Origin of the sequence: Halobacillus aidingensis (genome assembly GCF_900104185.1) — a bacterium.
Classification (GTDB): Bacteria; Bacillota; Bacilli; order Bacillales; family Halobacillaceae; genus Halobacillus; species Halobacillus aidingensis.
Map to the genome: position 1 here is coordinate 1 of NZ_FNIZ01000032.1, position 21,872 is coordinate 21,872.

Consider the following 21,872-nt stretch of genomic DNA (forward strand, 5'->3'; position numbering starts at 1 on the left):
GTGGAGGGATAGCGAAGTTGGCCAAACGCGGCGGACTGTAAATCCGCTCCCATCGGGTTCGTAGGTTCGAGTCCTACTCCCTCCACCATTTATTTTCAATCAAATAGGGGTATAGTTTAATGGTAAAACTACGGTCTCCAAAACCGTCAATGTGGGTTCGATTCCTACTACCCCTGCTTTTTAATTATGGCGGTTGTGGCGAAGTGGTTAACGCACCGGATTGTGGTTCCGGCATTCGTGGGTTCGATTCCCATCAGCCGCCCCATTTATAATCATAAAGCAAAAGATATATTGGCCCATAGCCAAGCGGTAAGGCAACGGTTTTTGGTACCGTCATGCGCTGGTTCGAATCCAGCTGGGCCAGCCACTTTAATTGCGGGAGTAGTTCAGTGGTAGAACACCACCTTGCCAAGGTGGGGGTCGCGGGTTCGAATCCCGTCTCCCGCTCCAAAAAATTCACATATTCAGCTGAACTTGAATATGATACAATCGTAATTGAACGTGATATGGCGGCATAGCCAAGCGGTAAGGCAGAGGACTGCAACTCCTTTATCACCGGTTCGATTCCGGTTGCCGCCTCCATAGACACATGCCGGTGTGGCGGAATTGGCAGACGCGCACGACTCAAAATCGTGTTCCTCACGGAGTGCCGGTTCGACCCCGGCCACCGGTACTAAAAGAATCATAGAAAAAAGACGCTGTGACTTCCGTCGCAGCGTCTTTTTTGCGTTTAATACGACGTTAGGCGAATACATTGTAAGACGATCAATCCTTGAAACATCATGAACAACAAAGACATGAATGATCACGAACGCCTTAAAGATGCGTGAACTAGAAATTTCAAATATAACAAACTATTCTTTCACTCTTTACGTCTAATAAAGAGATTGGATTTAATAACAATTCTTTAAGAGACAAAGTAGAGGGATTTTGATGGATGAAAGCACGAAATGTCCTTGCGACGTCGGCAATCTCGGCTACTGTGTTCCATATGGATATGGTTTTTCACCATCCACGTGACCAGTTTCGTAAGAACTTTTCCGTCTTCTATAAATACCATTAACCTTTTGTCATACTTACTTTCGTATTCCTCTTCATTTGAGTCTGGATCGCTTGCTGTCGTTGCTTTTTCAATGACGTCGCCATCTCTATCGTTGAATTTATCATCGTACTCTTCCGTTTCATCTGCTTTCACAGCTTCTACCTCTTGTGGTACTTCTTCTGTTTCACATGCTGCTAAGAGAATCATGTTTATGAAGGGGTACGCCGCATCGGGGACATGGACCAATCCATTCCAAACTCCTATACAAATTAAGTAACGAATCAAATAGAAACGATTGTATAAAATAATCACATACATCAGACATAAATCAGATGGTAAGGGTTGTGTGTCTTGAAAGTTTTAAGAAGCTGCAGGGAACCTACAGCTTCTTTTTTTCTGTTTAAAATGAAAAGGTCATAGAGTGTAGATCGTATGAATAAGAACAGGGGTCAATTGGATAGAATGGTAGTGGGTGATGAATATGAACATAACCATGTTTATCGAGTACGCGGCTTTTATGACTTTATTGATCCTTGCCGTTTTGCTGACACTAAGAGTCAGAAATGAGGAGCAGCCAGAGGAAATGGATGCTGATGGAATCGGCTCAAATTTAGTCCGGAGATTATATGAAGGTTTTCTTGCTCATGGTTTACAGCCTACATTGGGTTATCGGGTGGATCAGTACACGATTGATGTCGCTTTTCCAAAATTGAAAATTGCGGTGGAAGCCGTAGAGCATGATTTTCTCATTTCTTCCGATGTGTGGGAACAAGAGTGGGAAAAAGAATCTTATCTTAAAAATCATGGTTGGACAGTCTTGAGGTTCAGCGGTGCAAGAATCGATGAGGACCTTTCCCGGATTGTTGAAAAAGTGAGCAGAGAGATGACGGGTAAGTCCAACTCCAGTTAAGGAAAAAGTAAGAAGCCAGGCGGTCGCCTGGCTTCTTACTTTTTGTTAAATCGATACAGGGATGTGTTTCGCTTCTTTTGTGCTAAAAAGGCCTTTATCCGTAAGCTTCAGGCTGGGTATGACGGGCAACGTCAGAAACGACAGGGTGAGAAATGGATTAAAGTCATTTGTAAAGCCAAGGGTAGACAGATCTTTGTGAATGTCTACTAATTGATGAGCAACCTCCTCGTACCCTTGATCTGACATCAATCCAGCGATCGGAAGGGGCAACGAAGAGAGGGGGCTCCCTTCATGAAATAAGGTCATTCCCCCGCCGATTTTCCCTAAGTGTTGGATAGCTTTGACGAGATCTTCATCGTTTGTACCTACGGCTACGATATTGTGAGAATCATGGGCAATGGTTGTAGCTATAGCTCCTCTTTGAAGCCCCATCCCTTTTACAATCCCAAGTCCAATGTTACCCGTTTGGTGGTGTCTCTCTACGACGACCAACTTTAATTGGTCTTTGCTTACAGAAGGTTGAAAGGAGCCTGATTCCAGCTCAACCTCTTCAATAAGGTGGTCCGTTCTAATTTGATTTTTGTTTATTTTTATGATGTTTCCTTTTTGGGAATCCTTTATAGGTATACGCATTTGTGCTTTTGAAAGGTTTGGAATATGAACACTGTTTGTGATTTTTTGAGAACTTGAAGACGAAGGTTGTAGATCCTTTACTAATGTTCCATGGGAAGCCACTTTCTTTCCTTTCTTAAACACTTGTGTCACTTCCAGTGCGTGTAAGTCTTTAAAAAATAGGAAGTCGGCCATGTAGCCTGGCGCAATCGCTCCCTTATCATGAAGTCCGTAACACTCGGCCGCATTTAATGTGGCCATTTGGATAGCGGTGATGGGGTCCAAGCCCTGGGCTGTAGCTAAACGGATGTGATGATCGATGCTTCCTTCATTTAAAAGGTCATCGATATGTTTATCATCTGTACAGAAAAGACAACGTCTGGCGTTCATTTCGTTCACTACAGGCAAAAGGGCTTGCAGGTCTTTGGCAGCGGAACCTTCACGGATACTCACATACATGCCTCGCTGAAGGCGTGCGAGGGCTTCTTCTGCAGTATTACATTCATGATCGGTTTGAACCCCTGCACTCGAATATAGATTGACCGCATCTTCATTCAAACCAGCAAGGTGTCCGTCGACATAACCACCCGCTTCTATCGTTTGTGCGATTTTTTCTAATAACCGCGGATCAGCGTTTCGGAGTGATGAATAATCCATCACTTCTCCGAGTCCCCGGACTTGTGAGTCACCAAGAAAAGGTTGAAGGTCAGGTGCGTGTAATTCTGCCCCTGACGTTTCAAAAGGGGTGGCGGGAACACTGGAAGGGAGCATAAAATGAAAGTCCATAGGAAGATCCTTAGCGTCATCGAGCATAAACTGGATGCCTTCTGCTCCCAGAACGTTTCCAATTTCATGAGGGTCGGTAATAACTGTGGTCACACCGTGGGGGATGACGACTTTAGCGAACTCCGAAGGCGGAACCATGGATGATTCAATGTGGACATGAGAATCAATGAAAGAAGGTGCCATGTACTGTCTTTGAGCATCGATCACTTCTTTTCCTTCGTACTCTCCTAAACCTGCAAAGAACCCATCGACAATCGCGACATCCTTATGAATGATTTCCCCATTAAAGACATCAACGATTTGCGCATTTTTAATGACTAGGTCTGCTGGACATTCTTTATTTGCTACCTTTATCTTTTTCGTTAGTGATTCAATATTCATCGTTCTGTTCCTCCTCTTTTTAAAGCCATTGCGTGTGCAGAAAACAAGAGAAGGATTAAAAAATCCCTCTCGTAGTCAAACCATTTACGGTGGTTCGGTAGAGACATTTGGACCTTATTTCCAAATTTATACGCAAGGTTGATTGGTTTATATAATTATAGGAGATTCTATCCTTCCTGAAGGTGCTTGTCAATGACATGTTTTTAGGCGAAAGCATTCTCATTTGGACTCATCTAGTTTAATATGAGAGTGGAGAGAAAATAAACGGAAAGCAAAAAGGAAGGTTCAGATGTCTGCATTGGAAGAAAATATTACGAGAATTCACATAGATGATAAGGAATACGTTCTTGTGGGCACCGCTCACGTTTCAAAGGCAAGTGCTGAACAAGTCAAAAGTGTCATTGAAAAAGAGCAACCGGATTCGGTTTGTGTCGAACTTGATGAGCAGAGGTTTCAGTCCATCCAAGATGGTGATCGCTGGAAGAACACAGATATTTTTGAAGTGATTAAGAATAAAAAAGCCACCTTGTTACTCGTCAACTTAGCGATTTCCTCATTTCAACGTCGTATGGCGAAGCAGTTCGGTATTCAAGCGGGTCAGGAAATGATTCAGGGGATTGAATCAGCTGAAGAAATCGGAGCAGAGCTTGTGTTAGCTGACCGAAATATTCAGATCACTTTTTCAAGGATATGGGGTAACATCGGCTTTGGAGGGAAGATGAAGCTGTTATTGTCCATCTTTTATGGCATCTTCAGTAATGACAAAATCTCTGAAGAAGAATTGGAAAAGATGAAATCCCAGGATATGCTTGATGGGATGCTGCAGGATTTGACGGATAACTTTCCAAAGTTGAAGAAACCACTCATTGATGAAAGGGACCAGTACCTTGCACAGAAAATTAAAGATGCACCCGGAGAGAAAGTAGTTGCGATACTCGGTGCGGCCCATGTACCTGGAATAAAGGAAGAAATCCATAAAGAACACGATTTGAAAAAGCTGAAACAAAGGCCTCCTAAATCGAAGGTGCCGAAGATCATTGGGTGGAGTATCCCGGTGTTGATTGTATCCATCATTCTCTATACCTTCTTTTCGAATCCGGCGGCGGGCACACAACAAACCATCAGCTGGGTGCTTTGGAACGGGTCTTTCTCGGCCATTGGAGCAGCAGCTGCCCTTGCCCATCCGTTAGCTATTGTGTCAGCATTTATTATGGCTCCGATTACTTCATTAAATCCATTGATTGCGGCAGGCTGGTTTGCAGGAATTGTACAAGCCTACTTCCGACGTCCGAATGTAGCAGACTTTGAAACGTTGTCTGATGATGTAACAAGTGTCAAGGGGTTCTGGAACAATAAAGTGACTCGTATCCTTCTTGTTGTTGTTCTTGCGAATATCGGAAGTTCATTAGGGACATTCATAGGCGGTGCGGATGTCATTCGATTATTTTTAGAAAACTTATAGATTGATCCAAAAGAGAAGCTTCCATACAGCTTCTCTTTTTTATTTACTGTTATTTCATGGAATGTTACAATTACGTTACAATGAAATGTCGGAAAATATAAAATTATAGAAATTAGATGAGAAAGGGATGGAAAATGAGTAAGTTTGTAAAAGGAACTTCCATTCTCGGTGTATTGGCACTAGGGTTTGGAGTGTGGCAGATAACGGAAGTCGATCAGCAGGAAAATGTGAATGTGCAATCCCTGCCAAGTGATGATCAGCAATCCTACCAAACGGTGATTATTGATAAAGCAGAGACGGAAGAAAGGGAAGCGGTAGGGAAAGAAGAGCTTGTGGATACCAGAACACTCCGGTCCATTCGGGAAAGTGTGGATGAGAATGATGAAATGAAACAGTTGATCGATGGTCTTGGACGGGGAGTAGAGGCGGACTTGGGGGAGCATCACGTAGATACAGATGAAGAATGGAAGGAATTAGAGGAAGACACGAAAGAAAAGCAAGTAATGGTTAAAAAGCTGATGGAGATGACCAGTCATGAAGATTTAAAGCAATTAGCCTCTATTGCTCTCAAAAAACTAGAGCGAACCATTCAAAATCGTCAGTTCACCTATTACAAAGAAGCGGTTGAGTCCTTTAAGGTTCTTTCTGAGCGGCTGTAAAATTTAATGTAGAAGGTGGTCCGGCCAATTTTACATAGAATGAGAAGTCAGTGTCCTTTTATTTGTATTCGTTTTTATTTTGCCGATTAAAAGTGCCCGTACCATAGAAGATAGGACTGGTGTATTTCCCTAAATCACAAAAGTTTTGAAATAAGGAGGATGGAGGTGGGGGAGATCTTAAACAACATGGAGTTATTCCGTTTCAAGGTCAATCTTTATCGGCGTCTCTCCTCCTTCACTAATGGGCTTCCATTATAGGACACCTCTATCTATACACATAAAAAAGGGAAGTTTGTCGAATGAATCAGCCATTCGGAACCCCGCCCCCTTTTCTTTGTGGTAAAATTTGTTTATTTTACTCGTTTCACGTTTTCACTTACAAGGTAAGGGGGATGAGTAGTATGAACAAATTCTTAAGGAGGTTACAAATACATGTCCATCCATTTAAAAGAAAGATTGGGTACGGAAGAGTTAAGTCATTTGAAGACCGCGGCAATTCTTGAATTTACGGAGGAGTTATTCGAATCAGACCAATACCGTTTGTTAGAAGTCATCGACTCTGATCAACAACAATTGTTTATTGTGAATCGTAACGACCGGACGTTAACGGTGCTCAGCCTTTCCCAGGACATGGCCTTGAAAAAAGAAACCTTGTTTACAGATCGTATTATTTCTATGAAGGAATACTTCGAAGACTACAGTTTGTCAGAAAACACCCCTCCACGTAAGATTGAAATCACCTTTATGGAGGGACGCACATTATTGATAGAGCCTGAAAGCTCTAAAAAACAAAATAAAGATTACCAACGGGATGATGTTGGAAGGCAAGTCGAGGAAGACTTTGAACATTTAATCGCTGCATTGAAGAGTACGGTTATCTTATAGATGTAAAAAAGTGAAAAGAAGATGATACACCGGGGGATGAGCTCTTCCCCGGTGTATTATGTGTGTATCATTTTATTCTTAGTAGTCAGGGGAAGGGGGAGAAAAGTGTATCCATACATACTGCTCATTTTAGTCGTCATTTTTTATGGGGGGAACATTCTTACTGGTAAAGCACTGAATGACCTCCCACCATTCACGATTGCTTACCTTCGGCTTGTTATAGCTTTTATATTTTTATTTCCTGTAGGATACAAAAGTGCGAGAAAGGCTAAACCTGTCTTTTTTAAATATTATAAGCCGTTGTTAGTCATGACTGTGACAGGCGTGGCTTTTTTTAATACGTTCATTTATGCTTCATTACAATTTACCACCGCCACAAATGTATCTGTTCTCGAAACACTCATCCCAGTGTTGACCGTGGTATTAAGCTGGGCGATTTTGAAAGAACATTTAAGCGCCTTACAAGTGGTGGGTATAGCTTTATCGCTTTTGGGAGCTCTAGGGGTTGTGATGAATGGAAACCTATTCAATTTAGCTGACTTAGGATGGAACATCGGTGATGGAATTATGGTCGGTGCTATTATTTGTTGGGCTGTGTACTCACTTGTCGTTAAGCAAGTGATGTTTATGTTTCCACCATTAGGAACGATCCTGGTCATGACAGGTTTGTCTTTAGTCATCCTATTCCCTTTTATAACGGTTGAATGGCTGGTTTATGGAATCCCATCTATATGGAACCTTTCCAATATTATAGGCTTCCTTTATCTCGGTATCTTTCCTTCTTTCATTGCCTTATTGTTTTATAATACAGCTGTCGAACGTTTAGGGGCTTCTAAAGCTTCTGTATTTCTTAACCTTCTCCCTGTAGTGACAATGACCGGGGCCTATTTCTGGTTAGGAGAGAAGGTAAGCGTCGCACAAGTGACTGGAGCGCTGCTTGTTATCCTTGGAGTGGTGATGACCACCCAGCCGAAAGTCTTAAAAAGAAAAATCTCAGAATAATAAAGAGAAAATGAGGCATGGTAAGGGAAAGCGTCTTTTTACTTGCAAAATTGAAACTAGTAAACCCTCTCAAGCGCTGCCATTTTCATAGTAACGATGTTTAGCGGATGCGGTTAAATAGTTGTTGGGGGTGACACTTATGGATTCCACCACACTCATTGATCTCTTTAAACTGTTTATCGACTCCATTCACTTCATTGCCTTTCTCGTTTTCTCCATGATTTATGTTTATCAATCCAAGAAAAGTTAATATCACCAATTAAGTTTTCTACAGTTCTTTTCGTTTATGAACCTTCAGCTATACGGCATGATTGTGGCAGACTCGGTTTCGAGATGTTTATGTGAGAGGATGATGGTTGGGAAAACAAGTCGCTTTTCATGGGATAGCGGCGGGGGATGTTGTGACTCCTTGTCCGATCCACCTTACAGAATGTCTTGAAACTGAGTCTTCAATAATGTGTCGTTTAGTAAGAGAGGATTTTTGGTATACTATGTGAAAGCGTAATTATGAAACTATTAAAGTAAAGAAGAAGTTAATTTTCGACAAAAAATCGTAAATTTCATGTTGCGTCGCTAGATTTCGAATGTTATCATTACAAATATAAACGATAAGGGTTGTTCGAACAACTGGGGCATCGATTGAATATCTACAAAACAAGAATAATGAATTTTTATTTATGCGGGTGTAGTTTAATGGTAAAACCTCAGCCTTCCAAGCTGATGACGAGGGTTCGATTCCCTTCACCCGCTCCAATGCTATTATTTTATACTTATGTGAACCAACGCAGTGTTTCGTTAAATGGGTAACGAAGCATTGCGTTTTTTATTGATGAAATTTGGATAAACCCTATAATAGACCTATTCGTTCAAGGGAGGAATCCATGATGAAAAAAATGCAGCAACATTTAAAACAAATCGATGGAAAAAGCTATAAAGCTTATAAACAAATTCAAGGGACGTATTCATTCGAGAGGTATGATTTGATGATTGATTATGTCCAGGGAGACCCTTTTGCGGCTCCTTCTAAAATCCGCATTCGTATTCCGGAATCTGAGCGGAGAATCTCTCCTGAGTGGAAACAAGATGCTCGAAGGAAGTATTATGCAGAAGATCAGATAACAAGAGCGGTTGCGAAGACCATTCATAAAACTCAAACAAGTGTAAAAGGTTCAGGAAAAAGTGGAATGGTTGCGATTGATCAACCGGGACAGGAAATTCTGGAACGGACGTCCGTTTCTTTGAACGCTGAGGATATGACAGTCTGTCTTACGGTCGGTCTGCCGGCGAATGGTAGGCGGATCAATGGGAAACAAGCGGAAAAGCTTTTCTTTTCCATTCTTCCAGAAATCATGAACCAATCTATTTTTGCTATAAAAGATAAAACAATCGAATCGGTATGCCAACTCGCCGATCAGCATCACACGATTCTTGATGAAATGAAGAAGAATGATTGGATTTCTTTTGTTGCCGATGGGGCGATCCTTCCACGGGAGAGTGGCATTAGTCAAAGACCTATGCGAGATGCTGTACCTTTTGAGAGCCCTGAATCCAATCGGGTGACGATCGACCTTCCTCACAGGGATGAACCGATTACGGGAATGGCGCTGAAGCGGGGAATTGTGTTAATTGTCGGTGGCGGTTATCATGGTAAAAGTACCCTGTTGAATGCCATGGAGCGTGGCGTGTATCCTCATATAGAAGGGGATGGCCGTGAGTATGTGCTGACAGATCCTTCTGCTGTAAAAGTGAGAGCGGAAGATGGACGTCAAGTATCCACGGTAGACATCTCTCCATTCATTAAAAACCTTCCTCATGGGACAGATACGACAAGGTTTTCAACGGAGAATGCCAGTGGCAGTACGTCACAAGCGGCGAATGTCATAGAAGCCTTGGAAGCAGGGGCATCGAGCTTACTGATTGATGAAGATACGAGTGCAACAAACTTCATGATCAGGGATGAGCGTATGCAGGAGCTCGTTGTGAAAGAGAAAGAACCGATTACCCCGTTCATCGATAAAATTAAACAGATGCGCGATGAATTAGGAGTTTCTACTATTCTTGTTATGGGTGGTTCTGGGGATTACTTTCATGTCGCTGATGATGTCATCATGATGGATCAGTATCTTCCTCATAATGTCACGGAAAAAGCGAAGCAAATTGCGAGTAAGTATCCAAATGGCCGGATGGAATCGGATGATGATGCCTTCGGAGCTGTCCCGAAACGTTCCTTTTTACCTCAAAGCTTGCAGACACGTAAAGGGAAGAAAGAAAAAGTCCAGGCCAAAGGAATGCATAAGATTTTGATGGGCCGTGAAGACATAGCGTTAGATCATGTGGAACAGCTCGTCGATGCATCACAGACAAGGATGATTGCTGATTTACTGCTTCATATAGATAAAAAAGGCGTACTGAAGCGTGGAAATTCTCTTCATGAACTACTTGATATGATTGAACATCAATTGGATCAAGAAGGTCTCGCTTCATTTGCCCCATTCAAAGACCAGCACCCAGGTGAGCTGGCTAGACCGAGACGTTTTGAAATTGCAGCGACGCTGAACCGGATCCGGACAGCGAAAGTGAAAGATATAAGATAGAAAGGAGGTGTGTCAGGGTGGATTTTCATCAATTTAAAGAGGAAGTTATTGCCTACAGTAAAGAAATCGGCATTGACAAAATTGGATTTGCTTCCGCCGACGTTTTCGGTGAATTGAAAGCGCGACTGAAACGGCAGCAGGAACTTGGCTATCAGTCCGGCTTTGAAAAAGGGTCTGTTCAAGAGCGGACAGAACCTGGCCGATTGCTTCCCGGTGCTCAATCCATTATTTCCATCGCCCTGGCTTATCCTTCGAAAATGCATGATGCTCCTAAAAGTAAAAAAGGAGACCGGCGGGGTATTTTCTGCCGGGCTTCCTGGGGACAGGATTATCATGATGTTGTTCGTGATCGCCTCAACCGTTTGGGAGCATTTTTACAGGAAAAGTTTCCGGATGTGGAATTGAAATCGATGGTCGACACGGGGGAGCTCTCTGACCGTGCCGTAGCAGAACGAGCGGGCATCGGTTTTAGTGGAAAAAATTGTGCCGTGATCACTCCTGAATTTGGTTCATATGTATATCTTGGGGAGTTGGTTACGAACATTCCATTTGCTCCGGATGAACCGGTCGATGACAGTTGTGGGGACTGTAACATCTGTGTCGATGCGTGCCCGACGGATGCCCTCGTTCAGGGGGGACAGTTGAATGCCAATCGTTGTATCGCATTTTTAACCCAGACGAAGGATTTTTTGCCGGATGAATTCCGGACGAAAATCGGGAACCGTCTTTATGGCTGTGATACGTGCCAGACTGTCTGTCCAAAAAACCGGAAGAAGGATTTTCATAATCATGAAGAGTTCGAACCAGATCCTGAAATCGTCAAGCCGAAATTGACCCCATTGCTATCCATTTCAAACCGGCAATTCAAAGAGAAATTCGGTTTCATTTCAGGTTCGTGGCGTGGAAAAAAACCGATCCAACGAAACGCTATTCTTGCTCTGGCGCATTACCGGGATGAAACCGCTATTGATGAGTTGATTCGTTTGATGAAGGAAGACCCACGTCCTGTCATTCGTGGAACGGCTGCCTGGGGGCTTGGGAAGATCGGAAAACCCGAATGCTTTGCAGCCATCGAGGAAGCAATGGGAAGAGAAGAGAATGAACAAGTGCTTTACGAAATGGAAAAGGGCGTCCAATTTCAAGAACAGTAACCAAATGTACCTTTTCAATATAAGAAAGCTCTTGTATAATAGAAAAAACTGTAAAAGAAGAAGGGGTTGAATATGAACCATCAATCGTTCTTATACTATGACACTTTCGAAACTCCTTTGGGCCCAATGACTGTACTAGCGAATGATGAAGGCGTCTGTCGAATCGACTATGGTCATTATGAAGACCGGCTCGCTACCTATCAATCTTGGAAAAAGAAGCATTTTCTCAAAGGTGAACTGGTGTATGACCCCGAACACAAATATGTAGCACAAACGAAACAAGAACTCTCCGACTACTTTGAAGGACATCGGAACGAATTTCATGTGCCTTTAAACTGCTACGGCACTGATTTTCAACGACAAGTATGGAGAACGCTTCTCCATCATGTCCCATACGGGGAGACCAGGTCCTATAAGGACATCGCCTCTTCCATGCATGCTCCGAAAGCGATCAGAGCTGTAGGGGGAGCGGTGAATCAAAACCCCTTTTCCATCATTGTCCCTTGTCATCGGATTATCGGAAGTAACGGCAAGTTGGTCGGTTATGCCGGCGGTTTAGATAAAAAGCAGAAACTATTGGAATTTGAAAAAGAGCATCAAACGATCAAACAAAACCAATAAAGCAGGCTCCACCAAATGGAGGCTGCTTTTTTTGCTGTTCATGTCCTTCTTTGCATTTCATAAGATGTTAATAGGAGGGGAGAGGCATGAGCCATACATATCAACTGCAAGTGTACTGGGAAAGAGTCATGGATCGATTGTTCGATCAGGAAGATCATCATTGGTTAAGAAAAAAAGTAGACGGCATTGAAGAACGGGGGCAACGACTGCAGCGCCTGACTTTTAACATACATCCCTATCATCGCGTCGCCTATGAAAATCAAACGCACATCCAGTATCTTTTGACTTTATCACTTCTTATTAAGTCTGGGCGATATGACTTCTTGGAAGAAGGTCATTATCATGGCGATGCGCGGTTCATCGGGGAAGAGTTATTCGACCACAAAGTGATGACAGAGATGTTTGAAGGGAAACAGATTTCCAAGCCTTTGCCTATGGATTTTACGGGGGATCAAGATCGAGAACTCTCAAGATCCACTTACAACCGCAGGGAAGCTGTTCGCTATGCGGACCGTTGGTGGGACAGCTACAATCCAGCATATAAAAGCTTTGATGTGGATTGTACGAATTATGTGTCCCAGTGCATACGAGCAGGTGGAGCGACCACCTGGGGGGCACCTAACCGCACGAGAGGCTGGTGGTATGGAAGCGGAACCTGGAGCTATAGCTGGACGGTCGCACATGCGCTGCGGTGGTATTTGGGAGGAGCGAGAAAAGGACTCACAGCAACAGAAGTTTCCTCTGCCGAACAACTTTCACCAGGTGACATCATTTGCTATGATTTTCAGGGGGATGGAAGGTTTGATCACAACACCTTTGTCGTCAAAAAAGATGCCAATGGAATGCCGCTTGTAAATGCTCATACATCCAACAGCCGGCACCGCTACTGGGCGTATGAAGACTCTACCGCTTATACGCCTGATATTCAGTACAAATTTTATAAAATCGACGGCTGAGGAGTATGGTATAATAGTCTAGTTGACTAAGATAAGACTGAGGTGAAACGCATGCCTAATCATATTGTACTCTTTCAACCGGAAATCCCAGCAAACACCGGAAATATCGCCCGTACATGTCTTGCTACCAATTCTGAACTGCATCTGATTCGTCCCTTAGGCTTTTCGACCGACGATAAGATGGTCCGCCGTGCAGGGTTGGACTATTGGCATAAAGTTCGTGTGAATTACTACGATTCCATTCAGGAACTCTACGAGGCATTTCCAGATGGCGAATTTTACTATATTGAAAATTTCGGCACGAAATCCTATGTAGATTTTGACTTTAGTGATGTTGAGCAGGATTTGTTGTTCATTTTCGGCCGTGAAAGTGACGGGATTCCTAAGGGCTTGTTAGAAGGGTTGGAGGACCGTTGTTTGAGAATACCGATGACCGATCAAGTAAGGTCCCTGAACCTGTCAAATACAGCCTCTATCATTCTTTTTGAGGCTTTGAGGCAACAAGGGCATCCGAATTTAATCAAATGAAGCGGAAAGGCGACCGAAGTGGTCGTCTTTTTTGTCTTTTGATTTTTGTTGTTGGTGCCACATTTTTTGGTGCCAGGCACCGGAGAGCGTGGGTAGGGTGTCAGGCACTGGAGAGCGTTGGTAGGGTGCCAAGCACTGGAGAGCGTGGGTAGGGTGACAGGCACTGGAGAGCGTGGGTAGGGTGCCAGGCACTGGAGAGCGTGGGTAGGGTGTCAGGCACTGGAGAGCGTTGGTAGGGTGCCAAGCACTGGAGAGCGTTGGTAGGGTGCCAGGCACTGGGGAGCATTGGTAGGGTGCCAGGCACCCTAATGGTACACAAAAATCAACGGGGGAAACACCATGTAAAGATTACGGTAAAAAGAGGATTAATTAGGATTATGTCGAATTGTATTTTATAGAAATTCATGAAGGGAGTAGTTTTATTGGCCAGAAAGAAACGCTTTTGGTTCCCAGGTGCAATCTTTCATATTACTGCTAGGGGAAACCGAAGGCAAAATATCTTTTTAAATGATACAGACCGATTATCCTATTTAAGTTATTTGAAAGAAGTGAAAGAAGTTCATGGATTTAAATTACATGCTTACTGTTTAATGAGTAATCATGTCCATTTAATTATTGAGATCAATCATTCCCCACCGAGTTCTATCATCCAGCAACTCCACACGAAATATTCCAAGTATTTTAATTCCAAATATGAGTATACCGGTCATTTGTTTCAAGGAAGGTATCATGATGAAATTATCCTTAATAGTGAGTATTTTTTGACTGCTTGTAAGTATGTACACAAGAACCCTGAAAGAGCGAATTTAAAACGTCTGTTATCTAATCATTTGTGGACATCGCACAGTGCATATATAAATAACGAACCAGATCCACTAGTGGATACGGAAATGTTGCGAAATTATTTAATGGTATCTTACGAAGAATTTATGAAATTTCAAGATGTAGAGGACCCTGCTACTCAATAAAGAGGAGAGGGTCTTCTTTTTAATGTGAAGAGATGAACATAAAGCCTGGCACTGCGATGAGTCATTGTGGTGCCTGGCACCCGGATAGAAGGAAATGGTGCCAGGCACCAAAAAATGTGGCAGGCACCATAAATGGCTTCAAAAACAAAACGAACACAAAAAAGCGCACCCATATTGGATGCGCTTTTGCTGTTATTTTTTTGGCGTACCTGGTTTTGTGTCATATCCGGCACTGAAGATAGCAGTAAGAAATGCGACACAGACAAGAATAATCAATGTAAGATTCATGAGTGGTCCTCCTTTATGTAGCCAGACAAGCATGATTTATTCATATTATACCCTAATTATGGGTGGATGTGAATTGTTTGTCCAGTTAAAATTATCCTTTGCTTGATGACACATGCCTATACGTCAGGGCGGGCGTTTACATAGAGTGAAGGGTAGGTGAATAACCAAGGATGGATTGGAGGAGCATGAATGAACCATTACCAATATTATTATGATCCGTACCAAGTCGAAGAGGGCTTCCGCGACGAAGATGAACGTTTCTTCTTTTTAGGACCTTTTGCTGGTGGACTGCTCGGTGGTTTCTTAGGTGGAGCACTGGCGCCCGGTTTTTATGGAGGGTTTGGTCCCCCGCCTCCGCCACCACCTTATTATGGCGGCCCGGGTGGCCCAGGTGGACCAGGACCTTATGGATATAACCGACCTCCTTATTACGGAGGGCCATGGTAAAATAAACGCCCCTCATGATTCGTCTCATGAGGGGCCATTTTTAGAAGTTTGTTGTATCTAGTTCTTTTCCTTGGGACTCATACCCTTGCATGTACTTGATGCGGCGTTGGGCAGATGTGGCGTTTACCTGTTCATCTGCATGATAAGAGGAGCGGACCATAGGACCTGCTTCGCAATGTTTGAATCCTTTTTCAAGCGCAATTTTCTTAAGCTCTTCAAATTCATCGGGGTGGTAGTAGCGCTCAACGTTCAAATGTTTTTTCGTCGGCTGTAGATATTGACCGATTGTCATGATGTCTACGTTGTGGGCAAGAAGGTCATCCATAGCTTCAACGATTTCTTCTTTCGTTTCACCTAATCCGACCATGATGCTTGATTTGGTTGGTGTATTCGGACGAATTTCTTTTACACGCTTCAACAATTCTAGAGAACGATCATACATCGCGCGGGCACGTACTTTTTTCGTCAGGCGGCGGACTGTTTCAATGTTATGGTTGAAAATATCCGGCTCTCCGTCCATTAAAGTGTGTAGACTTTCATAATCTCCTTTCATATCAGAAGGGAGGATTTCAACGGTACAACCTGGGACACGTCGGCGGATTGCTTTCACGGTTTCAGCAAAAACGGCTGCGCCTCCATCATTTAGATCGTCACGTGCTACAGCTGTCACAACGACGTGCTTCAGCCCCATGATTTCCACAGAATCAGCGACACGTTCTGGCTCGCCCCAATCTAATTCGTTAGGGAGACCTGTTTTGACCGCGCAAAAACGGCATCCGCGTGTACAAGTATCTCCAAGAATCATGAATGTCGCCGTTTTACGTTCACTCCAGCATTCGTGAATGTTCGGGCAGCGAGCTTCTTCACAAACGGTGTTGAGTTTTTTATCACGCATCAGCTTTTTCAGGCCTGTATAAGATTTATTCGTATTGATTTTAATCTTCAGCCATTCAGGTTTTCTTATGTACTCTTGTTTTTTAGCCAATTTGTTCACTCCTTTTTCGTTAGCGAGCGTAGTTCCACTCGTCGGTGTCATAACGTTCTTCTGCAATCTTTCTGACTTCGTTCCATTGTGCTTCTGTCAGTTTTAAGGGTTCTAGTTTAATCCCCAGTCCTTTTTCAAACCCATTTTTGAAAGCTTTTTTAGTATCTTCAAAAGTTACTGGTTGATCGACAATCTGGTTGATGGCTACAGCTTTGTCTCCGAAGGCTTTTCGAGCGCGTTCTTTAATGCGTTCATTTTTATAGATAAACATATCGAATAGTTTAACATCATCGACATCAATAGGGATGGATCCATGTTGAAGGATAATCCCTTTTTTTCTTGTCTGTGCACTTCCCGCTGCTTTCTTACCTTCTACAATCAGTTCATACCAGGAAGGTTCTTCAAAGCATACAGCGGATCCTGCGACATCTAATTTTCCTTCAGGAACAGCGAATTCGGCTTGAATACCAAGGTTTGTGAATCCTTCAAGCAAACCTTTGGATAGAACAAGATAGGCTTCTTTCACAGAGTCAGGCATGTCCGGATGATTTTCTGACACAATTACACTATATGTGAGTTCATTGTCATGTAGGACAGCTCGTCCTCCAGTCTGACGACGAACAAGGTCATACCCATGCTTTTGGACGCCTTCCAAATCAATCTTTCCTTTGACTTTCTGAAAATATCCTACAGATAATCCCGCAGGCTCCCATCCATAAAAACGGAGTACAGGAGGAATGTCTCCATTTCGGTGCCAATTCATCAAGGCTTCATCCAATGCCATATTCATAGCAGGGGTGCAATGACCTGAATCGACAAAGTACCATGTTTCCATTTGCAGTCCTTCTTTCTATTGTGTAGCACTTTATCCTATTAAAATATTCGTAACAATTCTAACAAGGGGATATCATCGTGTCAAAATTTACTAACAAGGGTCAATTCAACCTTTAGGACTACTTGCTCATTGCGAAAAAATGGACATACAATCCGCTTCTGTTGATTTATAATAAAGGAAGGAGGGATGATCGTGAGCCAAACGTTGATTTCCAGCATCCTTTTCTTAATCAGTGCGGCAATTTGGGCATTATTAGCTATATTTTATGATGATTTCAGGTGGCTCAATTTGTTTCTTTTTATTGCTTTTTTGGTCATGGGGTTGTCAAAAAGGCGCAGGTATATTCAAGAGAAGGATTACGAAGAGGACTGACTTCATGTTAGTCCTCTTTTTTCTGTCATGAATGAACAAGGGAGGCATAGGGTGGATAAGGGGGCTTTTCCCTCACTTTTCAGCTGTCTTTTAATGATCGGGGTTGCGAGTTTCTGTTTCTTCGTAAGTCCTGTGTTCGCCAGGCAGCCGAAATCAATGAGCAAGGTGGGTGCGTATTTGTTCAGTTGCAGCGGCCAGACACTCGAGACATAAGTCAACCGCCTCCGTGGTGGAAGAACACACCACTGCGCCGTTCGTCTTATGCTAGTCGTGTCTAATCAGGCCGCTTCCACATTTCTTCTTGTCGTGTCCAGCTCTGGCACCCAGACGCTCGAGACATAAGTCAACCGCTTCCGTGGTGAAAGAACGCACCATTGCACCGTTTGTCTTATGCTTGTCGCGTCTACCAGGGTGCCGCCGCATTTCGTATCACAGTGTCCAGCTCCGACGCCTAGATGCTCGAGACATAAGTCAATGTTCTACGTGAAGAAAAACGCTTCACTCCGAACCTTGTCTTATGCTTGTCGCATCTCCCAAGGCGTCTCCGCATTTCGTTTTCATGGTCCAGTTGCAGCGGCCAGACACTCGAGACATAAGTCAACCGGCTCCGTGGTGGAAGAACACACCACTATGCCGTTTGTCTTATGCTAGTCGTGTCTAACCAGGCCGCTTCCACATTTCTAATTTACACATGTTTTACAGTAGCCAGGCATAGGATGTATTAAAATTCGTCTCTTACGACGGGGGAGGTCGCGAAGTGGACATTTTAAAGAAAATACAAGACCACCGGGAACAAGAAGAGGAACTGAAATGGGAAGGTACATTCTCAGAATATTTGGATTTACTGAAAGAGCGTCCGTATTTAGCTCAATCCGCCCATTCCCGCGTTTACAATATGATTAAAAGTGCGGGAGTAGCAGAAGAGCACGATCATAAGCGTTACAAGTTTTTTGATGAGGATATCTATGGTTTGGATGAGGCGATGGAGAAGCTGGTTGAAGAATATTTCCACCCGGCGGCGAGAAGGCTGGATGTTAGAAAACGTATCCTTTTACTGATGGGACCTGTCAGTGGTGGTAAGTCAACGCTCGTTAACTTACTGAAACGGGGGATGGAGAAGTACACACATACTGATGAAGGGGCTGTTTTTGCCATCAAGGGTTGTCCGATGCATGAGGACCCTTTACATCTTGTCCCGAACCATCTGCGCAAAGATTTCCAGGAAGAGTACGGGATTCGTATTGAAGGCAGTCTATCTCCATTAAATACGATGAGAGTAGAAACAGAGTATGGGGGAAGGATTGAGGACGTTTTAGTTGAACGTATCTTTTTCTCAGAGGATAAACGTACAGGCATTGGAACGTTCAGCCCTTCTGATCCGAAGTCCCAGGATATTGCTGACTTAACGGGTTCGATTGACTTCTCTACCATTGCTCAATATGGTTCCGAATCAGATCCTCGGGCCTATCGTTTTGATGGAGAATTGAACAAAGCGAATCGTGGAATCATGGAGTTCCAGGAAATGCTGAAGTGTGATGAGAAGTTCCTATGGCACTTGCTCAGCTTAACGCAGGAAGGAAACTTCAAGGCTGGACGCTTTGCTCTCATTTCTGCAGATGAATTGATCATCGCCCATACAAACGAAGCGGAATATCGTTCTTTCATTGCCAACAAGAAAAATGAAGCTTTGCATTCCCGGATGATTGTCATGCCTGTTCCTTACAACTTGAAAGTGAGTCAGGAAGAACGAATCTATGAAAAGATGATCCGGGAAAGTGATATAAGAGATGTTCACATCGCCCCTCATACATTGAGGGTAGCTGCAATGTTTACGATTTTGACTCGACTGAAGGAGTCGAAAAAAGCTTCTATTGATGTACTTAAGAAAATGCGCTTGTATGACGGTGAGATTTTAGAAGGATTCAGCGATGTAGATGTGGAAGAGTTGAAGAAAGAGCACGCGGATGAAGGAATGAGCGGCATTGACCCTCGTTATGTCATCAACCGCATTTCTTCTACCATCATTAAGAAAGAGTTGACCTCGATCAATGCGCTGGATGTTCTGCGTTCGTTGAAGGATGGTCTCGGAAGTCACGCTTCCATTTCCAATGAAGATAAAGAGCGTTATCTTGACTTCATTTCACTCGCTAGAAAAGAGTACGACGAAATTGCGAAGAAAGAAGTACAGAAAGCTTTTGTCTACTCTTATGAAGAGTCTGCCGTCACATTAATGGATAACTACTTGGATAATGTGGAGGCTTACTGTAATAAAGCCAAACTCAGAGATCCACTGACAGGGGAAGAATTGAACCCGGATGAGCGGCTCATGCGTTCCATTGAAGAACAGATTGGCGTATCGGAAAACGCGAAGAAGGCGTTCCGTGAAGAAATCTTAATCCGCATTTCTGCTTATGCTCGAAAAGGCAAGAAGTTCGATTATCAGTCTCATGAGCGCTTACGCGAAGCGATTCAGAAGAAGCTGTTTGCAGACCTAAAAGATGTTGTGAAGATTACGACATCTACGAAGACGCCGGATGAGCAGCAACTGAAGAAAATCAATGAAGTGGTCGCTACTCTTATCGATGAGCATGGATACAATTCGAGCTCTGCCAATGAATTATTGAAGTATGTCGGCAGCTTGTTGAATAGATAATGGCAACACCCAGCCGCTCTCTTATATATTAAGAGGGCGGTTTCTTATGGTATAATGGCAAAAAACAAAGTGGGGTGAGACGATGGCCAAAAGTTATTATGCAATTATTGATGTCGGATCGAATACAATGCGTCTAGTCATTTATTTGAGGGAAAAAGGTGGACGTCTTCGTGAAGTGGAGAATGTGAAAGCTGTTGCCAGATTGAGGAATCACCTCATGGACGATGGCCTATTATCCACAGAAGGTATCCAAATCCTTTTGACCACATTAAAAAGCTTCAAGCAAGTAGCAGAGTCTTATCCATTGGAAGAAATGGTTTGTGTAGCGACCGCTACCATCAGACAAGCGCAAAATCAAGCCGAGATCATTCATCAAGTATCCGAACACACAGGATTCGACATGCGCATTCTTTCTGATCATGAAGAAGCTTATTATGGTTATTTGGCTGTGGTTAATTCGACGCCCGTGACGGAAGGAATTACTGTAGACATCGGTGGAGGAAGTACAGAAGTTACATATTTTAAGGACAGGGAACTGATCGAATCACATAGTTTCCCATTCGGAGCGCTCACACTTAAACAAGACTTTTTTAAAAAAGATCTTCCTACAGAGGAAGAAATGTCCGATCTTCGACATTATTTGATTGAACAATTTCAATCTCTCCCTTGGCTGAAGAAAAAGAACGTCCCTTTGATCGGAATCGGTGGAGGTGCGCGTAACCTTGTTCAAATTGATCAGAACTTAAAAGAATATCCGCTCGCAGGTTTACATCAATATAAAATGAAAGACAGTGATCTCGCTTTTATCAAGAACTATCTTTTCACCTTGAACATGAAAAAATTGCAGAAGGTTGAGGGGTTATCGAAGGACCGTGCGGACATTATCCTTCCCGCAACAGAAGTCTTCCATTCTTTATATGATTCGGTCCATGCTTCAGGTTTTATTTTAAGCAGGAAAGGATTGCGCGACGGCGTTTTTTTCGAGCAGCTGACGAGTGATATGGGGACAGCCTTATTTCCGAATGTGTTAGAGGAGAGCATTCAGGAACTGATCAGTGATTATGAGTTGAATGTGAAACACATCCAGCACGTTCAGCATTTGGCTCATGACTTGTTCCATCAGCTTCATGATCGTGGAATCGGCGCTTTGAGGAAAAGGGACTGGCAGGAAGTGAAAAGGGCGAGCTATGTTTTCAATCTCGGTGAATATATTGACAATGAATCAAGCTCTCAGCATACTTTTTACCTCCTTGCTAACCGGACGATTGACGGGCTGATGCATATGGAAAGACTACGTATGGCTTTAATGGCCTCTTTCAAAAACAAGACGGTATTCAAGCAATTCCTTGATCCATACAAACAGTGGTTCTTGAAAGATGAACGGAAAAAGATCCGCCTTCTCGGGTCGATGTTGAAATTCTGCTACAGTCTGGATAGTACTCGAAGGCAGACGGTGGAAAAGCTGGAACTATCCAATGATGGAGATGACCTTCGTGTCACACTCTATTGTAACGGTGCTTACATGCCTGAAGAATATCAAGCAGAGAAACAGAAAAAACATTTGGAAAAGTCATTGAAGAAGACTATCGAGCTCTCTTTTGTGGAAAATAAAAAGTAGTCCGTTCCGGGCTGCTTTTTTGCTATTCAATCGTGTGTCTAGTCGTTCGACAATTTAAATCAAATTTTTACAAAAAGTTAACTCAGCATTTATATGTGGGATATATTGATGTACTAA

19 protein-coding genes, 8 tRNA genes and 1 riboswitch are annotated in these 21,872 nt (G+C 43.2%); of the genes, 23 read left to right on the forward strand and 4 right to left on the reverse strand.

The features are described 5' to 3' along the window. The first annotated feature begins 2 nt into the window (after positions 1 to 2). From BLS23_RS20050 to BLS23_RS20080, 7 genes are all read left to right on the forward strand, one after another. Positions 3 to 88, forward strand: a tRNA-Tyr gene (locus tag BLS23_RS20050). Between the two features lie 17 nt (positions 89 to 105). After that, a tRNA-Trp gene (locus BLS23_RS20055) sits at positions 106 to 176 on the forward strand. A 13-nt stretch (positions 177 to 189) separates the two neighbouring features. Continuing rightward, positions 190 to 265, forward strand: a tRNA-His gene (locus BLS23_RS20060). Positions 266 to 292: 27 nt separating this feature from the next. Then, a tRNA-Gln gene (locus tag BLS23_RS20065) sits at positions 293 to 367 on the forward strand. A gap of 8 nt (positions 368 to 375) precedes the next feature. Next, positions 376 to 450 (forward strand) — tRNA-Gly (locus tag BLS23_RS20070). Positions 451 to 508: 58 nt separating this feature from the next. Continuing rightward, a tRNA-Cys gene (locus tag BLS23_RS20075) sits at positions 509 to 582 on the forward strand. Positions 583 to 591: 9 nt separating this feature from the next. Further along, a tRNA-Leu gene (locus BLS23_RS20080) sits at positions 592 to 673 on the forward strand. Positions 674 to 907: 234 nt separating this feature from the next. Here BLS23_RS20080 and BLS23_RS20085 read toward each other — a convergent pair. Next, entirely contained in the window at positions 908 to 1,288 is a 381-nt protein-coding gene (locus BLS23_RS20085) for a hypothetical protein (RefSeq protein ID WP_089654791.1), read from the reverse strand. A 235-nt stretch (positions 1,289 to 1,523) separates the two neighbouring features. Between BLS23_RS20085 and BLS23_RS20090 the strand changes: the two genes are divergently transcribed. Further along, positions 1,524 to 1,952: a DUF559 domain-containing protein gene (locus BLS23_RS20090; protein ID WP_167356133.1), complete on the forward strand. Its 429-nt coding sequence runs from the start codon at positions 1,524 to 1,526 to the stop codon at positions 1,950 to 1,952. 45 nt (positions 1,953 to 1,997) lie between these two features. Here the strand turns inward: BLS23_RS20090 and ade are convergent, their stop codons facing one another. Continuing rightward, positions 1,998 to 3,731 (reverse strand): adenine deaminase, encoded by a 1,734-nt coding sequence (gene ade / locus BLS23_RS20095; RefSeq protein WP_089654793.1) that lies wholly within the window; start codon positions 3,729 to 3,731, stop codon positions 1,998 to 2,000. A gap of 52 nt (positions 3,732 to 3,783) precedes the next feature. Next, positions 3,784 to 3,885: riboswitch (purine riboswitch) on the reverse strand. Between the two features lie 135 nt (positions 3,886 to 4,020). Here ade and BLS23_RS20100 point away from each other — a divergent pair. The 12 genes from BLS23_RS20100 (at position 4,021) to BLS23_RS20155 (ending at position 15,292) form a co-directional block, all read left to right on the forward strand. Then, positions 4,021 to 5,193, forward strand: coding sequence for a TraB/GumN family protein (locus BLS23_RS20100; RefSeq protein ID WP_089654794.1), 1,173 nt, complete (start codon positions 4,021 to 4,023; stop codon positions 5,191 to 5,193). Between the two features lie 134 nt (positions 5,194 to 5,327). Further along, on the forward strand, positions 5,328 to 5,852 hold the full coding sequence (locus BLS23_RS20105; protein WP_089654795.1) for a hypothetical protein: 525 nt from the start codon (positions 5,328 to 5,330) through the stop codon (positions 5,850 to 5,852). Between the two features lie 432 nt (positions 5,853 to 6,284). Beyond that, a complete protein-coding gene (locus BLS23_RS20110; protein ID WP_089654796.1) occupies positions 6,285 to 6,737 on the forward strand; it encodes a hypothetical protein in 453 nt (150 codons plus the stop codon). Between the two features lie 105 nt (positions 6,738 to 6,842). Then, a complete protein-coding gene (locus tag BLS23_RS20115; RefSeq protein WP_244157288.1) occupies positions 6,843 to 7,739 on the forward strand; it encodes a DMT family transporter in 897 nt (298 codons plus the stop codon). Positions 7,740 to 8,418: 679 nt separating this feature from the next. Beyond that, positions 8,419 to 8,492: transfer RNA gene (locus BLS23_RS20120), tRNA-Gly, on the forward strand. Between the two features lie 131 nt (positions 8,493 to 8,623). Beyond that, positions 8,624 to 10,333 (forward strand): ABC-ATPase domain-containing protein, encoded by a 1,710-nt coding sequence (locus BLS23_RS20125; RefSeq protein ID WP_089654797.1) that lies wholly within the window; start codon positions 8,624 to 8,626, stop codon positions 10,331 to 10,333. Between the two features lie 17 nt (positions 10,334 to 10,350). Continuing rightward, positions 10,351 to 11,484: a tRNA epoxyqueuosine(34) reductase QueG gene (queG, locus tag BLS23_RS20130; protein WP_089654798.1), complete on the forward strand. Its 1,134-nt coding sequence runs from the start codon at positions 10,351 to 10,353 to the stop codon at positions 11,482 to 11,484. Positions 11,485 to 11,556: 72 nt separating this feature from the next. Next, positions 11,557 to 12,105: a methylated-DNA--[protein]-cysteine S-methyltransferase gene (locus tag BLS23_RS20135; RefSeq protein ID WP_089654799.1), complete on the forward strand. Its 549-nt coding sequence runs from the start codon at positions 11,557 to 11,559 to the stop codon at positions 12,103 to 12,105. 86 nt (positions 12,106 to 12,191) lie between these two features. Beyond that, positions 12,192 to 13,061: an amidase domain-containing protein gene (locus BLS23_RS20140; protein ID WP_089654800.1), complete on the forward strand. Its 870-nt coding sequence runs from the start codon at positions 12,192 to 12,194 to the stop codon at positions 13,059 to 13,061. Positions 13,062 to 13,112: 51 nt separating this feature from the next. Beyond that, positions 13,113 to 13,589, forward strand: coding sequence for a tRNA (uridine(34)/cytosine(34)/5-carboxymethylaminomethyluridine(34)-2'-O)-methyltransferase TrmL (gene trmL, locus BLS23_RS20145; RefSeq protein ID WP_089654801.1), 477 nt, complete (start codon positions 13,113 to 13,115; stop codon positions 13,587 to 13,589). Positions 13,590 to 14,011: 422 nt separating this feature from the next. Then, positions 14,012 to 14,557, forward strand: coding sequence for a transposase (locus BLS23_RS20150; RefSeq protein ID WP_167356134.1), 546 nt, complete (start codon positions 14,012 to 14,014; stop codon positions 14,555 to 14,557). Positions 14,558 to 15,034: 477 nt separating this feature from the next. Next, entirely contained in the window at positions 15,035 to 15,292 is a 258-nt protein-coding gene (locus BLS23_RS20155) for a hypothetical protein (RefSeq protein WP_089654803.1), read from the forward strand. Between the two features lie 40 nt (positions 15,293 to 15,332). Here the strand turns inward: BLS23_RS20155 and lipA are convergent, their stop codons facing one another. Both lipA and BLS23_RS20165 read right to left on the reverse strand, forming a co-directional pair. Further along, positions 15,333 to 16,277: a lipoyl synthase gene (gene lipA, locus BLS23_RS20160; protein ID WP_089654804.1), complete on the reverse strand. Its 945-nt coding sequence runs from the start codon at positions 16,275 to 16,277 to the stop codon at positions 15,333 to 15,335. A gap of 19 nt (positions 16,278 to 16,296) precedes the next feature. Continuing rightward, positions 16,297 to 17,112 carry a lipoate--protein ligase family protein gene (locus tag BLS23_RS20165; RefSeq protein WP_279615139.1) on the reverse strand — a complete coding sequence of 272 codons (816 nt, stop codon included), beginning with the start codon at positions 17,110 to 17,112 and terminating at the stop codon, positions 16,297 to 16,299. Between the two features lie 192 nt (positions 17,113 to 17,304). Between BLS23_RS20165 and BLS23_RS20170 the strand changes: the two genes are divergently transcribed. The 3 genes from BLS23_RS20170 (at position 17,305) to ppx (ending at position 21,755) form a co-directional block, all read left to right on the forward strand. Continuing rightward, positions 17,305 to 17,484, forward strand: a complete 180-nt coding sequence (locus BLS23_RS20170) for a hypothetical protein (RefSeq protein ID WP_089654806.1) — start codon at positions 17,305 to 17,307, stop codon at positions 17,482 to 17,484. 757 nt (positions 17,485 to 18,241) lie between these two features. Further along, on the forward strand, positions 18,242 to 20,137 hold the full coding sequence (locus tag BLS23_RS20175; RefSeq protein WP_089654807.1) for a PrkA family serine protein kinase: 1,896 nt from the start codon (positions 18,242 to 18,244) through the stop codon (positions 20,135 to 20,137). Between the two features lie 82 nt (positions 20,138 to 20,219). Continuing rightward, positions 20,220 to 21,755 (forward strand): exopolyphosphatase, encoded by a 1,536-nt coding sequence (gene ppx / locus BLS23_RS20180; RefSeq protein ID WP_089654808.1) that lies wholly within the window; start codon positions 20,220 to 20,222, stop codon positions 21,753 to 21,755. Positions 21,756 to 21,872 lie beyond the last annotated feature (117 nt).

Coding starts and splice junctions, on each gene's coding strand:
- BLS23_RS20165 (WP_279615139.1), bottom strand. CDS start 17,112: ATGGAAACATGGTACTTTGTCGATTCAGGTCATTGCACCCCTGCTATG.
- trmL (WP_089654801.1), top strand. CDS start 13,113: ATGCCTAATCATATTGTACTCTTTCAACCGGAAATCCCAGCAAACACC.
- BLS23_RS20140 (WP_089654800.1), top strand. CDS start 12,192: ATGAGCCATACATATCAACTGCAAGTGTACTGGGAAAGAGTCATGGAT.
- BLS23_RS20155 (WP_089654803.1), top strand. CDS start 15,035: ATGAACCATTACCAATATTATTATGATCCGTACCAAGTCGAAGAGGGC.
- BLS23_RS20090 (WP_167356133.1), top strand. CDS start 1,524: ATGAACATAACCATGTTTATCGAGTACGCGGCTTTTATGACTTTATTG.
- BLS23_RS20105 (WP_089654795.1), top strand. CDS start 5,328: ATGAGTAAGTTTGTAAAAGGAACTTCCATTCTCGGTGTATTGGCACTA.
- ppx (WP_089654808.1), top strand. CDS start 20,220: ATGGCCAAAAGTTATTATGCAATTATTGATGTCGGATCGAATACAATG.
- BLS23_RS20135 (WP_089654799.1), top strand. CDS start 11,557: ATGAACCATCAATCGTTCTTATACTATGACACTTTCGAAACTCCTTTG.
- BLS23_RS20125 (WP_089654797.1), top strand. CDS start 8,624: ATGAAAAAAATGCAGCAACATTTAAAACAAATCGATGGAAAAAGCTAT.
- BLS23_RS20100 (WP_089654794.1), top strand. CDS start 4,021: ATGTCTGCATTGGAAGAAAATATTACGAGAATTCACATAGATGATAAG.
- BLS23_RS20110 (WP_089654796.1), top strand. CDS start 6,285: ATGTCCATCCATTTAAAAGAAAGATTGGGTACGGAAGAGTTAAGTCAT.
- ade (WP_089654793.1), bottom strand. CDS start 3,731: ATGAATATTGAATCACTAACGAAAAAGATAAAGGTAGCAAATAAAGAA.